At 63.1% G+C, this 15569-nt stretch carries 13 protein-coding genes; 8 read left to right on the top strand and 5 right to left on the bottom strand.

Annotation, left to right across the window (positions count from 1 at the left end; translation table 11 throughout):
- Window positions 1–77 precede the first annotated feature (77 nt).
- Together P0D80_RS17665 and P0D80_RS17660 are read right to left on the bottom strand one after the other, a co-directional pair.
- A complete protein-coding gene (locus tag P0D80_RS17665; RefSeq protein WP_408176491.1) occupies window positions 78–2360 on the bottom strand; it encodes an NADP-dependent malic enzyme in 2283 nt (760 codons plus the stop codon).
- Between the two features lie 313 nt (window positions 2361–2673).
- Window positions 2674–3906, bottom strand: a complete 1233-nt coding sequence (locus P0D80_RS17660; RefSeq protein WP_408285704.1) for an MFS transporter — start codon at window positions 3904–3906, stop codon at window positions 2674–2676.
- Window positions 3907–4281: 375 nt separating this feature from the next.
- On the opposite strand from P0D80_RS17660, the gene P0D80_RS17655 reads away from it, so the two are divergent.
- Complete coding sequence (locus P0D80_RS17655) at window positions 4282–4968, top strand: orotate phosphoribosyltransferase (protein WP_128585320.1); 687 nt, start codon at window positions 4282–4284, stop codon at window positions 4966–4968.
- Between the two features lie 92 nt (window positions 4969–5060).
- Here P0D80_RS17655 and P0D80_RS17650 read toward each other — a convergent pair whose 3' ends face one another.
- A complete protein-coding gene (locus P0D80_RS17650; protein WP_408285702.1) occupies window positions 5061–5750 on the bottom strand; it encodes a response regulator in 690 nt (229 codons plus the stop codon).
- A 263-nt stretch (window positions 5751–6013) separates the two neighbouring features.
- On the opposite strand from P0D80_RS17650, the gene P0D80_RS17645 reads away from it, so the two are divergent.
- The 6 genes from P0D80_RS17645 (at window position 6014) to P0D80_RS17620 (ending at window position 12840) form a co-directional block, all read left to right on the top strand.
- Window positions 6014–6616, top strand: coding sequence for a YbhB/YbcL family Raf kinase inhibitor-like protein (locus P0D80_RS17645; protein ID WP_132376673.1), 603 nt, complete (start codon window positions 6014–6016; stop codon window positions 6614–6616).
- Window positions 6617–6843: 227 nt separating this feature from the next.
- Window positions 6844–7416, top strand: coding sequence for a flavodoxin family protein (locus tag P0D80_RS17640; protein WP_132376672.1), 573 nt, complete (start codon window positions 6844–6846; stop codon window positions 7414–7416).
- 185 nt (window positions 7417–7601) lie between these two features.
- Window positions 7602–8549 carry an N-acetyl-gamma-glutamyl-phosphate reductase gene (gene argC, locus P0D80_RS17635; RefSeq protein ID WP_408252688.1) on the top strand — a complete coding sequence of 316 codons (948 nt, stop codon included), beginning with the start codon at window positions 7602–7604 and terminating at the stop codon, window positions 8547–8549.
- A gap of 491 nt (window positions 8550–9040) precedes the next feature.
- Window positions 9041–10474, top strand: a complete 1434-nt coding sequence (locus tag P0D80_RS17630) for a DUF2957 domain-containing protein (RefSeq protein WP_408285700.1) — start codon at window positions 9041–9043, stop codon at window positions 10472–10474.
- A gap of 125 nt (window positions 10475–10599) precedes the next feature.
- Window positions 10600–11844 (top strand): DUF2957 domain-containing protein, encoded by a 1245-nt coding sequence (locus tag P0D80_RS17625; RefSeq protein ID WP_408285699.1) that lies wholly within the window; start codon window positions 10600–10602, stop codon window positions 11842–11844.
- Window positions 11845–12015: 171 nt separating this feature from the next.
- Window positions 12016–12840, top strand: coding sequence for an OmpW/AlkL family protein (locus tag P0D80_RS17620; protein WP_408285697.1), 825 nt, complete (start codon window positions 12016–12018; stop codon window positions 12838–12840).
- Window positions 12841–13113: 273 nt separating this feature from the next.
- On the opposite strand, the gene P0D80_RS17615 is transcribed toward P0D80_RS17620, so the two are convergent.
- The gene (locus tag P0D80_RS17615; protein ID WP_408285696.1) at window positions 13114–13749 is read right to left on the bottom strand and encodes a LysE family translocator; all 636 of its coding nucleotides are present in this window, start codon (window positions 13747–13749) and stop codon (window positions 13114–13116) included.
- A 96-nt stretch (window positions 13750–13845) separates the two neighbouring features.
- Window positions 13846–14715, bottom strand: coding sequence for an NAD(P)-dependent oxidoreductase (locus P0D80_RS17610; RefSeq protein ID WP_408176481.1), 870 nt, complete (start codon window positions 14713–14715; stop codon window positions 13846–13848).
- Window positions 14716–14809: 94 nt separating this feature from the next.
- Between P0D80_RS17610 and P0D80_RS17605 the strand changes: the two genes are divergently transcribed.
- Window positions 14810–15565 (top strand): Mut7-C RNAse domain-containing protein, encoded by a 756-nt coding sequence (locus P0D80_RS17605; RefSeq protein WP_408285694.1) that lies wholly within the window; start codon window positions 14810–14812, stop codon window positions 15563–15565.
- Window positions 15566–15569 lie beyond the last annotated feature (4 nt).

Below are 15569 nucleotides of genomic sequence, written 5' to 3'. Positions count from 1 at the left end.
TAGCACCCGTGGCTTTTTTTGCAAACTCGTCGCGATCGCCTCGACGAGGCGCCGCTCCGAGTCTCAAAGCATCCGCATTACTTCGCGTTCACTGCCTTGCGTGCGTTGGCCGACGCCACTGCCGTCATGTTGATGATCCGGCGCACGGTCGCAGCAGGCGTCAGAATGTGCACCGGCTTTTCCGCGCCCAGCAGGAACGGGCCGACCGTCACGCCTTCGCCGCCGATCATCTTCAGCAGGTTGTACGTGATGTTCGCCGCTTCCACGTTCGGCATGATCAGCAGGTTGGCTTCACCGGTCAGCGTCGTGCCCGGGAACGCCGCCTTGCGCACGGCTTCCGACAATGCCGCATCGCCATGCATCTCACCGTCGATCTCGAGCGACGGCGCACGTTCGGTAATCAGCTTGCGAGCCGCAGCCATGCGTTGCGACGACGACGACGGCGCGCTGCCGAAGTTCGAGTTCGACAGCAACGCCACCTTCGGCGTGATACCGAACTTCTCCATCTCACCCGCAGCCAGCATCGTCATATCGGCGAGCTGCTCGGCGGTCGGCGTTTCGTTCACGTAGGTATCGCAGATGAACAGATTGCGGCCCGGTAGCATCAGCAGATTCATCGCGGCGAAGTTCTGCACGTTGTCCGCCTTGCCCAGCACCTGTTCGATGAACTTCAGATGCGCGTGGTACTGACCGATCATGCCGCAGATCATGCCGTCCGCTTCGCCGAGGCGCACAAGGATCGCGCCGATCAGCGTGTTGAACTTGCGCATTGCAGCCTTCGCCACGTCCGGCGTCACGCCTTCACGCGCACCGAGTTCGTGGTACGCCTGCCAGGATTTCTGATAGCGCGGATCGTCTTCCGGATCGACGATCTCGAAGTCGTCGCCGCACTTGAGCTTCGAGCCCATCTTCTTTAGACGCATCTCGATCACCGACGGACGGCCGACCAGGATCGGCTTGGCGATCTTTTCCAGCAGCACGAATTGCGCGGCGCGCAGCACGCGCTCGTCTTCACCTTCGGCGAACACGATACGCGCCGGCTCCGACTTGGCCGCTGCGAACACCGGACGCATCACCATGCCCGTGCGATACACCGTCGTGCCGAGTTCTTCGCGATACGCGTCCATGTCCTTGATCGGACGGGTCGCGACGCCCGAATCCATTGCCGCTTGCGCGACGGCCGGCGCGATCTTGATGATCAGGCGCGGATCGAACGGTTTCGGAATCAGATACTCGGGACCGAATTCCAGCGAGTGTCCTTCATAGGCCTTCGCGACTTCATCGCCCTGATCGGTTTCTTCGGCCAGCTCGGCGATTGCGCGTACGCAGGCGAGTTTCATTTCTTCCGTGATGGTGGTGGCGCCGACATCCAGCGCGCCACGGAAGATGAACGGGAAACACAGCACGTTGTTGACCTGGTTCGGATAGTCCGAACGGCCGGTCGCGATGATGCAGTCCGGACGCACTTTCTTCGCGTCTTCCGGACGGATTTCCGGTTCCGGGTTCGCCAGCGCGAGAATCAGCGGCTGGGTGCCCATTTCGGCGACCATCTCCGGCTTCAGCACGCCTGCGCTCGAGCAGCCGAGGAACACGTCGGAGCCGCGGATCGCGTCAGCGAGCGTGCGTGCCTCAGTGTTCGCCGCGTAGCGTTCCTTCGACGGATCGAGGTTGCCGCGGCCTTCGTAGATCACGCCCTTGGAGTCGGTGACGAGAATGTTCTTCTTCGACAAGCCCAGGTTCACCAGCAGATCCAGACACGCGATTGCCGCGGCACCGGCGCCCGAACACACCAGCTTCACCTCGTCGAGCTTCTTGCCGACCACTTTCAGGCCGTTCAGGATAGCCGCCGACGCGATGATCGCGGTGCCGTGCTGATCGTCGTGGAAGACCGGAATCTTCATACGTTCGCGCAGCTTCTTCTCGATGTAGAAGCACTCGGGCGCCTTGATGTCTTCAAGGTTGATGCCGCCGAGCGTCGGCTCGAGCATCGCGATCGCTTCGACCAGCTTGTCCGGATCGGACTCGGAGAGTTCGATGTCGAACACGTCGATGCCCGCGAACTTCTTGAAGAGACAGCCCTTGCCTTCCATCACCGGCTTCGCGGCGAGCGGGCCGATGTTGCCGAGACCGAGCACGGCCGTGCCGTTCGTGATCACGCCGACCAGGTTGCCACGCGAGGTGTACTTCTGCGCGTCGAGCGGCTCCTCGTAGATCGCCATACAGGCCGCGGCGACGCCCGGCGAGTACGCCAGCGACAGATCGAGCTGATTCGATAGCGGCTTGGTGGGCGTGACCGAAATCTTGCCGGGTTTCGGATTCTGGTGGTATGCGAGAGCGCTTTGCTTAAGTTGTTCGTCCATTTTTTGGCCTGCGAGACGTAAGAAATTGGGCCCGGCACACCGCACCGTCAGCGTCGCGTGCATCTATCGAATGGATAATCGACCGAGGCGGTTTGCGCATGCGCCGGTTGAGCGCGGCGTCGAACCTCGCCGGAGGACAGGACGATGCGGAGTGCTTCGCGGGTCGGTTAGTGTACACCCCGAATGAGTCGATGCACTGACTGGTTAGCGCTGCTCGCCATCGGCGAAACAGCGCTCGCGCAATGCTGCAGCGCCGCATGCGGCGGCCCTTTCGCGGTTTGTCATGCGCAGGTCACGGACAGGCTGTTTGCGCTCACTCGAGCTCGGCGCCGCGTCGTTCGGGAATCAGAAAGAGTGTCGCGAAGATGTCGAGCAGGTAGATCGACGCAAGCAAAGCCAGCGCCGCGCCGAACGAATAGCGCGCGGCCAGAGCGCCCACCACCACCGGCCCGAAACCGCCCACCGCCCGGCCGATGTTGAACAGCACATTCTGCGCGGTGGCGCGCGCATCGGTTGGATAAAGCTCGGAGATCAGCGCACCGTATCCGCCGATCATGCCGTTGACGAACACGCCCATCGCCGCGCCGCCGATCAAGAGCGCCATCGGCGTGCTCAGGTGAGCGTAGACGAACACCATCACCACGGCGCCCGCCTGGTAGAACAGAAAGGTCGGCTTGCGGCCGAAGCGGTCGGCGGCGATGCCGAACAGCCAGATGCCGCACGCCATGCCCAGAATCGTCGCGGAGGTCCACAGGCCGGATTTGGTCAGCGAATAGCCGAAGGTTTTCGACAGATAGCTCGGCAGCCAGATCATCAGGCCGTAGTAGCCGAAGTTCTGCACTGAACAGAGAATCGCCACGCCGATGCTGGCGCGCGTGGTCCGGCCATCGGCCACCAGCAATTTCAGCGGCAGCTTGCGCATGCCGCGCGCCACGCGCTCGGTGAAGAGCGCCGGTTCCTCGACCTGGCGCCGCACGAAAAACGACACCACCGCCGGCAACAGCCCGAGCGCGAACATGCCTCGCCAACCGATCACCGGCAATAGCAGCGGCGTCAGCAATGCCGCAGCCAACACGCCGAGCTGCCATCCCAAGCCGACGTACGACGAGACGCGCGCCCGCTGTGACGCCGGCCATGCCTCGGCTACGAGCGTCATGCCGATGCCGAATTCGCCGCCGAGGCCGATTCCGGCAATGGTTCGATACGTCAGCAGATCGGCATAACCTTGCGCCAGCGCGCACAAGCCGGTGAACACCGCGAAGATCAGGATCGTCCACGTCAGCATGCGCACACGGCCGAAATAGTCGCTCAGCACGCCGAAAATCAAACCGCCCGCCACTGCGCCGATCAGCGTCCACGTGACGAGCGAGCCGGCCTGCGCGGAGCTCAGATGCAGATCGGCGGCAATCACCGGCAGCATGAAGCCGAGGATCAGCAGATCGAAGCCGTCCATCGCGTAGCCGAGCACCGAGGCGATCAGCGCCCGACCGGCGTAGCCATTTCTCACGGATGCGCGGGGGTCGGTGGTGGAGGAAGCGGTGTTCATTGAAAGCATTCCGTAGGTCGAATGAGCGGCAATGGCGGCAGGCGCCCGAGAAATTCGCGTGAGTGTAAAGGCGCCTCCGACGGCTCACAAGCGAACCAAAAAGCGCTCGTGGATGCGGGCGCCCGATGCGCCCTTCGATGCCCGCCCAAGCCTGCCCGGTGCGCCCGTTATGACCGTCATTCGCCGCGGCCACGCACGACGGGTTCCTCGGAAGGGCCCGTTTCGGGTAAAATGTCGGCCTACGCGCGCAGCAAAAACCGGCCTGCACTCCACTGACCGGCTGCGTATTCCGCCCGGCATGGCGCGGAATACCACGCTTGCTGCGCCACCGGGCCCCGCGCCCGCTTCTCCCCGCTCACACCCAAGGATCCGCCCATGACAGGCTTCGATCGCCAGACGATCTCCGACACGACCGCCAAAATGCTGCTGGAAGTGCAAGCAGTGCACTTCAACGCGGAGAAACCGTACATTTTCACGTCCGGCTGGGCGAGCCCGGTTTATATCGACTGCCGCAAGCTGATCTCGTATCCGCGCGTGCGCCGCGGCCTGATGGAAATGGCAGAGTCCACGATTCTGCGCGACGTCGGATATGAGCAGATCGACGCGGTCGCCGGTGGCGAAACCGCAGGCATCCCGTTCGCGGCATGGCTCTCCGATCGCCTGATGGTGCCGATGCAATACGTGCGCAAGAAGCCGAAGGGTTTTGGCCGTAACGCGCAGATCGAAGGCCTGCTGACTGAAGGTCAACGCGTGCTGCTGGTCGAAGACCTGACCACGGACAGCCGCAGCAAGATCAACTTCATCAACGCGCTGCGCACTGCCGGCGCCACGGTGAACCACTGCTTCGTGCTGTTCCACTACAACATCTTCAAGGAAAGCGTGTCGGTGCTGAAAGACATCGACGTCGATCTGCACGCGCTCGCCACGTGGTGGGACGTGTTGCGCGTCGCGAAGGAAAACAAATACTTCGACACCAAGACGCTCGACGAAGTGGAAAAATTCCTGCACGCACCGGCTGAATGGTCGGCTGCGCACGGCGGCGCAACCTCGACGCCGCAGTAAGCCTCTCCGCCTCGCGCGGATCGAATAAAAAGGGCGCCTGTCTTATCGACAGGCGCCCTTTTCTATTTTTGCCTTAAGCCTCGTATGCGACCTTAAGATGCTCCGCCTGTGTTTTCCGTTGAATGCGACGACAGGTTCAGCAAGCCATTGCTTTGCGCGTACTGGAACAACTCGGAATCGCGCTCGATGCCGAGATTGCGCATAGCGGTGTTCTTTTGCGTGCTGATGGTCTTGATGCTGCGGTTCAGATGCTCCGAGATTTCCTTGATCGTCATGCCCGACACGAACAGACGCACCACTTCCAGTTCGCGTTTCGACAGCATCACTTCGTCGTTCTTGCCACCGGCATTCATGCGCAGTGTGTCGAGCGATGCCTTGACCGACGGGCTCATATATTCGAGGTGGCGGCTGACGTGCTGCACCGCGAGCCCAATGTGGCTGAGATCATCCGACTTGTTGACGACAGACGTCACGCCGAGTTCGCTCAGCCGCTTGAGCAACGCGGCGTTCTCGAGCATCGTCAGGACGACGATGGGAAGGTTGGGGAAATTTCGCCGCAGATAGCCGATCAGCGGCAAACCATCGCCGTACTGACCGCCTGGCATCGCCAGATCCGTGACGAGCACGTCGCAGGCAATGGTTTGCAGCACCTTGATCAATTCCGTTGACTGTCGCGCACGCGCGACGACCTGCAGACCGGGAAACTTGAGCAAAGCCTGTTCGGCGCCGAACAGAATAACCGGATGGTCATCAGCGACCACGACCCTGACTGGATCTTGCATTGCCCTCCCCTCGACAGATAAACCACTCTGCAAAACTTCCGACATGTCTTATGTATTCTAGCTACTGAAACGGGTGAGGACGCGGTCTATCTCCGCGGGCAATTCCTCTGACTATAGCCGATTCCGGTGCGCAAATTCCAGCGGACCACAACAATGATGTGTCGTAGAGCTAATGTTAGACTTGAATCGACCTTGAGGCACAAAATAGGGACAATAACCATCGCGAGGACAACCGCCTCGCGCCCTCACAGGAGAACCGGCACATGCGCTCGCGTTGCCTGGTTGTTTCGATTGCTTCGCCGTTCCGCCGTCTGCCGTCGTTCCCCTGCGCCATGCTGGGCCTCGCCCTCCTGGCCGCTCACGGACCACACGCCCTCGCCGAAGGCGCGTTCGCACTAACCAGCGCCAGCTTCCGTGCGGGCGGCACCGTGGCGGACGCTCAGGTTTTCAATCAGGACGACTGCAAAGGCGGCAACCGCTCACCGCAACTTTCGTGGCACGACGCGCCGCCCGGCACGCGCAGCTTCGCGGTCACCATGTTCGATCAGGATGCGCCGGGCCGCGGCTGGTGGCACTGGTCAGTGGCGGGCATTCCGGCCACGGTCAGCAGCTTGCCGGAAAATGCGAGCTCTTCTGGCTTCCTCAGCAAACTCGGTGCGGTCGAAGCGCGAAACGACTTCGATACCGACGGCTATGGCGGCCCCTGTCCGCCGCCAGGCAAACCGCATCGCTACATCGTCACCGTTTATGCGCTCAGCACCGCGGACCTGCGCCTCGCGCAAGGCCGTCCCGCGCTGATGTTCGATCATGAGATCGGCACCGCCACGCTCGGCTTTGCGCGAATGGTGGTCAATTACGGGCGCTAGCGCGTATCGAAGCGCCTCACGTGCAAGCGGCACTGCCAAGGCCGCCGACGCAAGCCGAGGCTGGCGTACGGATTGCGTCGCATTGCCGCCCACGCGGAAATTCTGTCATCCGCGCACGCTAATGTGCAGTCCGGCGGTGTGCGCCACGCTTGCCGCTGCCGCGCCGCCGCAGATGCGCACCATTGTCGTGCCCGACCCATCGTCTTTTCACTTTGCTGGAGTTTGTCATGTCGAAAATCGTCATCGTTTATCACAGCGGCTACGGCCACACGAAGAAAGCCGCTGAGTCCGTGCTGGCGGGTGCCCTCGAAGCCGGCGCGGACGCGAAACTGATGCCGGTCGGCGAGGTCGACGATGCAGCCTGGGCCGAACTGGCGGCCGCCGACGCCATCATCTTCGGTGCGCCGACCTACATGGGCGGCCCCTCCGCAGACTTCAAAAAATTCGCCGATGCGAGCTCGAAGCCGTGGCTCGAGCAGGCGTGGAAGGACAAGATCGCGGCCGGCTTCACCAACTCCGCGACCATGAACGGCGACAAGTTCTCGACGATCCAGTACTTCGTCACGCTGGCCATGCAGCACGGCATGATCTGGGCGGGCACCGGCATGATGCCGTCCAACACCAAGGCGGCGACCCGCAACGACCTGAACTACGTCGGTGGCTCTACCGGCGTGCTCACGCAGTCGCCGGCCGATGCCTCGCCGGAAGAAGCACCGCCCCCCGGCGATCTGGAAACAGCGCGGCTGTTCGGCGCACGCGTAGCCGCGGTCACGGCGCGCTGGACCGCCGCGGCCCGCTGATACACGCACTGCCACGATCCGGCCGGCATCGGCGTGCATCTGCCGCATAACGGGTCACGCCGATGTCATGTTCGGCGCGCATCGTCGTTTTTTCACCCCCTTTTGCACGTGCGGCGCCATCAGGTCTTAAAATGACGTTCCGGCGCGGCGTCGCGCCCCGTTTCCAGCAAGCCAGTGAGATCGAGATGAGCACGAAAGTTTTTGTCGACGGACAGGAAGGCACGACCGGCCTGAAGATTTTTGAGTACCTGTCGCAGCGCGCCGACGTTGAGATCCTGCGTATCGAAGAAGCCAAGCGCAAAGACCTCGAAGAACGCCGTCGTCTCATCAACGCGTCGGACGTCACGTTCCTGTGTCTGCCCGATGTCGCCTCGCGCGAATCCGCTTCGCTGGTCGAAAACGATCACACCGTACTGATCGATGCCAGCACCGCGTTCCGCACGTCCGCCGACTGGGCCTACGGCCTGCCCGAACTGGCCCGCTCGCAACGCGAGCGTCTGCGCTCGGCGAAACGCATTGCCGTGCCGGGCTGCCATGCATCGGCCTTCGTGCTCGCCATGCGTCCGCTGGTCGAAGCAGGCGTGGTGGCGCCCGAGTTCGCGGCGCACGCTTACTCGATCACCGGCTATAGCGGCGGCGGCAAGAAAATGATTGCCGACTACGAAGCCGGCGGCAACGACAAGCTCAAGAGCCCGCGTCCGTACGCGCTCGGTCTCACGCACAAGCATCTGCCGGAAATGGCCGCGCATACGGGCCTGAAGTCAGCGCCGATCTTTACGCCGATCGTCGGCGACTTCTACAAGGGTCTCGCGGTCACCACCTTCTTCTCGCCGAACCAGTTGGCGAAGAAGGCCACGCCGCAAGACGTGCAGGCGCTGTTCGCCGAGTACTACGCGGGCGAGGCGTTCGTGCATGTCGCACCGTTCGACGCGGAAGCGAACCTCGACAGCGGCTTCTTCGACGTGCAGGCAAACAACGACACGAACCGCGTCGACCTGTTCGTGTTCGGCAACGAAGAGCGCTTCGTGACCGTCGCGCGTCTGGACAACCTGGGCAAGGGCGCGTCGGGCGCGGCGATCCAGTGCATGAACCTCGCGATCGGTGCCACTGAAGAAAGCGGCTTGAAACGTTAATCAAGTTCGAAATTACGGACGGTAATTCACCGTCAATATATTGAAAGGCCGGTCTGCAAAGACCGGCCTTTTTGTTTTAAAAGTCCGCCATTCAAAATTCCCTATTCGCGTTTAATCAGTAGTAGCCCGTATTTCCTAAAAAATAAAAATCGGACCACTCAAAATCTGCCGGTAATTCATTCCTGATATCGACGCATAGCGCATAGTTTTCCGCATAGGGAAATTCCTGATTTTTTCGCGAACGGTCGTTCGCAGATGATAGAGCCATTTTGCTAAGAGGCTTACCTGGCAAGGGAGTGCGGCGAAGCAACGATGCCGCCTTCCAGGCGAAAAATCGTTTTTTGTTTAAAAGACCCGCAGATGTCCACGCGGCGCGCGCGCAGCAAAAAATGCGCTGTTTGAATCGGTCTTTTTAGACGGCTCATTCAATTGACAGCCATTATCCGCGCAGCGAAATTAGCTCGCACAATTACATGAAGGGAGACAGCTGCATGTCGCACGCCATTACTCGAGGCCTCGCGATGGCCATTGCCACGGCCCCATTCCTGATCGCTTGCGGCGGTGGCAAGGCCGACAATCCAAGCGCGATCAACGCACCGCAATGTTCCGGCGCGAGCTGCGGCGTGCAAGGCCCGCCCGCCTCGGGCGCCGGCGCGGCGGCGTTGTGCCCGGCAACTGCCGACATCGTCAAGAGCACCTTCCTCGGTGGCGCGGGGAGCGGCGAAGTGGTGCAGCTGAACATCGACGCGACGGCGATGACCTACACGCTGAAGTGGCTCAAATCGCCGATCCCGCTGACCAGCGCCGACGTCACGATCACGCGCGAAGGCACGCAGATCACCGGTGCGGTGATTCATCCGCCGACCGGCACGCTGCCCACCGCCGAGCAAACACGTTGCGCGTTCATTCTCGGCAAAGGTACCGGCACCGCGCCTGCCAACGGCACGACCTACACGACACCCGATTTCGTCAACAACCCGAACCCGCCGATGATCCTGGTCGGCCAGGGCGTGGCCGGCGGTGGCATTCCGGGCGCGACCGTCGAGTACGACGGGCTGACCATCATTCCGGGCATCATCGATCACGTTGGCGCAGTGCCGAACCGGCATTTCGATTTCTATCCGTTCCTGGGCTTTGCCAGCACGACGAACGACGTCACCAAGCTGGCCGGCACCTACAACGGTCTCCTGTATCACCTGGTGCCGTCCGGCTCGTACGCGGCGACCGCTACCAACACGGTCGAAACCTTCGACGCGGCCGGCAACTGCACGGGCTCCAATCCAGCGAACGCGGCCTTTCCGCCGAGTTCAAGCGGCTGCCTGACGACGGGCACGGCGTGGACCGCCAACAGCAGCGGCTACTTCGACAGCCAGAATGCGCCGCAGATCGGCACGCAGCTCAAACTGCCGCCGCTGAATCAGCCGAGCGGCGTGTCCGCGCAGGCACACATGATTCTCGGCCAGGTCAACGGCGCAACGGTGCCGCTCGTGATCCGCACGGGCTCCGTGAATCTGGGCACGGCAGTGTTGCTCCACTCCGACGCCAAAGTCGACGACGAGTCCGGTATCGCGATGCTCGCCGCTGCCACACCGCTTGCCTCCGGCGGCTTCGACGGCGGCTACGTGGGCGCCGACTCCAACTTCAAGTACACCGCGGCGTTGATCCAGGGCGGCGTCGGCACCTTCATCAATCCGTCGACGTCCGCAGGGGAAGACGGCTTCGGCCTGGGCTACGCGTTGCCGAGCCCAGGACTGGTCGGGGTCCAGCAGGCCAACGGCCAGAAAGGCCTCGCGATCGCTTCGGGTGGCCTGTACGCGATCGAGATTCAAGGCACCGTCAACGGCGGCGTCGCGCCGACGTCGCAACTCAGCAGCACGGCTTCGAGCGCGCCGTACTTCGGCATTGGAGCGCAAATCAGCAAGTAAGGCACGCAAGTAAGCCAGACAACCAAGCCACAGCGGACCGGCAGTGGGCAGTACGAGAGACAAATAGCAAAAAGGTGGCGGGACTGGGAGCCGGCCACACACAACGAGAAAATTCTGGAGGCGGTATGAAATGGAGAATCCTTTCGGTGCTCACTCTTGCTGCACCGTTGCTGGGGGCGTGCGGTGGTGGCGGCGGAGGCGACGGGCCCGTGACGGAAGTGCGTCTGTGTCCGGCGTCGCTGGACTACAGCACGGTATTCACGGGCGGCGGCGGTGACGGCGAACTGGTCAAGCTGCAACTCGATACGACCAAGATGACCTGGCAGGTCAATTACATCGAGTCGCCGATCCCCGCGACCACCGGCACCGTCGTCCCGACGCGCGCGAGCCAGACCGCCAGCGGCACGCTGACTCAGGAAACCCAGCTGCCGACCAACAAACTCAACCAGTGCGCGTTCCGCCTGAATGGCGCGAGCCTCGATCCGAATCGTCCGGCGCGGATTTTCGTCGGCGAAGGGGTGGCGGGCGGCACGATCCCCGGCGCGGAAATTTCGTTCGGCGGGATTCTCGGCGTGGGCGCCGTGCCGGATACCAAATTCCCGTACTACCCGTTCATCGGTTTTTCGTCGATTGAAACGAATCTCGCGAACGTGGCCGGCACCTACAACCAGCTCGGCTATCACCAGGTGCCGTCGCAAAACTTCGCGCCGGTCGCGGTCGATTCGAAGATCACGATCAACGCGGACGGCACGTGGACCGAGTGCGACAACTCCGGGGTCAACGCGGGCAAGTGTCAACAGCCGGGCGGCAACTTCGCGCAGTCGGCGGACGGCAGCGGCGCGTTCCAGACCAACAACTTCCTGGGCCAGGCCAAGCCGACGCTCGCGACGACCCCGGAAGCGCGCGGCTACATGATCGTCGGCAAGCTGCGTAACCAGCTGGTGCCGATCCTGGTGCGAACGGGCGCGGCGAACTCGTCGGTGACCGTGCCGCAAAACGGCGCGCTCGGACCCTACGCCGACGACGAATCCGGCATCTCGATTCTGGCGCCGCAGAGCGCGATCACGGTGAACTCGCAGAACGGTGAGTACATCGGCGTGGATAGCCAGTTCGACTACCGCACCACCGCGCTCGACGGTGCTGAGGCCACGCTGCTGGATCCGTTCAATGCATCGCAGGCATCGCTGGCGACGCCGCTGAATCTGGACTTCACGCAAGCGGTTCCGGGCGTGGTGAGGACGACGCAAGTCGGTGCCTCCACCGGCACTACGCCGACCGGAAAGATGATCTTCACGGGTGGTGTGTTCGGCTATCTCGATCTGACCAACGCGGCCTCGCCGTACTTCACGATCGGCGCCTTCGTCCAGTAACGGACTCAGCACGCGCCGCCAATCCGCAACGTGGCGTTCGCGTCCCGGCTGCCGCGCAGCGCAACCGCGCGGCGGCCGGCGCCCAACGAATATGCAGCGCGCCGGCGCGGTCGCCAACCCGCCGCCGCTTGCCGCGCGCGATGAGTTTCAGCGCGCCTCAGGAGGAACAAGATGAAAAAAATCTATCTCGCGTTACTGGCCGCCTGCCTGTCAGCCGGTGCGCACGCCCAGCAAGCGGGCGACAACGTCGCAGCGCTCGGCTGGTTCCACGTGATGCCGCAGGATTCGAGCACGCCGCTCACCACCCATGTCGCGCCGACGCCGATCAACACACCGCTGCGTCTACCGAGTTCATTCACCTCGGCTGGCACGAGCTTGTCGACCAGTAACGCCGACACCGTCGGCCTGGTGTTCAGCCATTACCTCACCGATCACATCGCCGTGACGACGGTGGCAGGCGTGCCGCCGGTCTTCAAGATCTACGGGCACGGCACCATCAAGCCGCCGGGACCGGCCGGCGCGCTCGGCCAGCAGGATCTGGGCGATCCGCAAGCCAACCCGATCGTGAAAAGCGTGCGCCAGTGGAGCCCGGCGCTGCTGTTCCAGTACTACTTCAATGCGCCGACGGCGAAATTCCGGCCGTTTGTCGGCATCGGCGTGTCGTACAACTGGTTCTCCGACATTCAGTTGAGCCCGAATTTCGTGACATCGACGCAAAACAATCTCGGCGCCGTGCTGGCCGCCGGCGCGGGCAAGCCGGGGCAGACGCAGGTGTCGGCGAAAGCGTCGTCGTCGTGGGCGCCGGTGTTTAACGCGGGCCTCGTGTACAACATCACCGAGCACTGGGGCCTTCTGGCGTCGGTCACCTACATTCCGCTGAAGACGACCTCGTCGGTCATCATCAAGGCGGCGGACGGCACGGAGCTGGGTGTGTCGAAGGCGGACCTGAAGGCCGACCCGATCATTTCGTTCCTCGCCGTCTCGTACAAGTTCTGAGTTCGGTCCTGACGCAACAAAGCCGGCTGACCCTTGCGCAGGGCAGCCGGCTTTGTCTTGTATGGGACGCTGGAAATTCAGGGCAAAAAAAAGCCCGCCTATGTGGGCGGGCTGAATCCATATCAGAGGAGACATGGAGGAGACAAGACAAACTATAGCAAACGGCTTGGTGCGGCGCAACATGCAAATTAGGGTAGACCCTCGGCGTTGTAAATGCGCAACACTCCGCAAGATGTCTTGCCGCAGCCGTTGACCAACGGCTGCGCCTTGCGCCTAGTGCCGCACCAGCGCCATCATCGCGCCGAAGCCGACGAACACGCCCCCCGTCAGACGATTGAACATGCGGGCGACGCTGTGGCTCTTCAACTTCGCGCCGATTCGCGTGCCGAAACCCGCGTACACCAGATACCAGCTCACCTCGATCACGGCGAAAGTAGCGACGAGCACGCCGAACTGCGGCAGCTTGGGCTGCGCGGCGTCGATGAATTGCGGCAGCAGCGCCGCGGCGAACAGAATCGCCTTCGGATTGCTGCCCGCGACGAGAAAGCCGTTGCGGAACAGCGCGAAGCGCGAGCGCGCGGGCTTGACGGCCAGTTCGTCGGCATCGCCGGCGGCCGCTTCGTCAGCCGGCGCGCGCCACGCCTTGATGCCGAGATACACGAGGTACGCCGCGCCGATCATCCGCAGCGCGTTGAACATGGCCGGCCACGCCTCGAGAAACACGCCGAGGCCCGCCGCCGACGCCGCCAGCATCAGCACCAGCGCCGACAGGCAACCCGCCATGGTCGCGCTGGAGCGGCGCAAGCCGTGCTGGGCGCCGTGCGTCATCACGAGCAGCATGTTCGGACCGGGAATCGCGGAAACGACGAAGACAGTGGCGACGAACAGCCACCAGGTATGCAGACTCATGGGAATCAGGGCGGATAAAGGATCGGGCGGCTATTATGCCCGCCCGCGCCCGTCAGTGCCGTTCTTCAGTGGCTCTTCAGGGCCTGTCAATTGCTCTTAGCGCCCGGCTCGCCGCGCGGCGACCTGGCCCAGCACCGCGAAATCCTTCTCGCCGTCGCCGTGAGCCATGGCCTCGAGCAGGCTGTCGCGCACCACGCTAGCAATCGGCAGCGGCGTCGTGACGGCGTCGGCCGCGGCCAGCGCGAGCCGAATGTCTTTCAGGCCGAGACGCGCCTTGAACAGCGCCGGCTCGTAGCGCTGCTCCGCGATCAGCTTGCCGTAGCCGGAGTAGACCGGTCCCGGAAACAAGCCGCTCGTGATCACGTCGAGGAAATCCTGCATGGCGAGACCGTGTCCGGTCACCAGTGTGGCCGCTTCGCCGAGCGTCTCGACTGCCGCGCCGAGCATGAAGTTGGCGGCGAGCTTCATGACGTTCGCCTGCTGCGGGAGCGAACCGATGCGCCAGGTCTTCTGGCCGATCGCGTCGAAAATCGGCTGGACGCGGTCGATCGATTCGGCTGGGCCGCCTGCGACAATGGTGAGCTTTCCCGCCGCCGCGACATCGGGCCGGCCCATCACCGGCGCGGCGACGTAGTTGACGCCGCGCGACGCGTGCGCCGTCGCCAGTTCCTCGGCCAGCGCCACCGAGATCGTCGCCATGTTCACGTGGATCAGCCCGCGCGGAGCGTGTTCCAGCAGCGAAGCGGTGATGACCTCGCGCAAAGCGCTATCGTCGGCGAGCATCGAGAACACGGCGTCGCCCGCAAACGCTTCGGCCGGCGTCGCGACGACCCGCGCGCCTGCGTCGGCGAGCGGTTGCGCGCGCTCCGGTGAGCGGTTCCACACGCGCACCTGATGCCCGGCTTTCAAAATGTTTGCAACCATCGCGGCACCCATCTCGCCGAGACCGATAAAACCGATGTCCATCTGTCGCTCCGTCTTCTAAAGAACTGGAAGTAAAACACACCCATGCGACACGTGCAGGACAGCGCGCAAAGAAACACGGTGCGATACTGCGGTGATGGTGACCGCGACATTCCGCTTCTACGAGGAGCTGAACGATTTTCTCGCCCGGCCGCTGCGCCGGCGCGCGTTCAGCTACGCCTGCGCGCCGGGCGCCACCGCGAAGCACATGATCGAAGCGCTCGGCGTGCCGCATACCGAGGTCGAGCTGATTCTGGTCAACGGCGAGTCGGTCGGTTTCAATCATCCCCTCGCGGACGGCGATCGCATCGCCGTCTATCCGAAGTTTGAAGCGCTCGACATCCAGCCACTCCTGCGTGTGCGCGAGCGGCCGCTGCGGGTGGTGCGTTTCATCGCCGACGCGCATCTGGGCGGCCTCGCGCCACTTCTACGGCTAGCCGGCTTCGATACGCTGTACGACAACCACTTTCCCGATGCCGACATCGAAGCGCTCGCCGCCGAGCAGCAGCGCATCGTCCTGACACGCGACCGCGAGCTGTTGAAACGCCGCAGCATCACGCATGGCTGCTACGTCCGCACGCTCAGGCCGCGCGAACAATTGCGCGAAGTATTTGAACGACTCGATCTGGCGGGCAGCGCGCAACCGTTCCGCTTGTGTCTGATGTGCAATGTGCCGCTGCGGCGCATCCCCAAAGAGGAAGTCGGCACACGCGCGCCCGACGGTGTGCTGGAACGGCATGCCCAGTTCGTCACCTGCGACGTGTGTCGCCGCGTGTTCTGGGAAGGCACGCATTGGCAAAGAATGCGCGCACTGATGGACAGCGTGGCCGCCGCGCCGGGACGGTCCGAGTGAGCTT

The organism is Paraburkholderia sp. RL17-373-BIF-A, assembly GCF_046030175.1.
In the GTDB taxonomy this organism is placed as follows: Bacteria; Pseudomonadota; Gammaproteobacteria; order Burkholderiales; family Burkholderiaceae; genus Paraburkholderia.
This window is presented reverse-complemented; position numbering and strand designations above follow the sequence as displayed.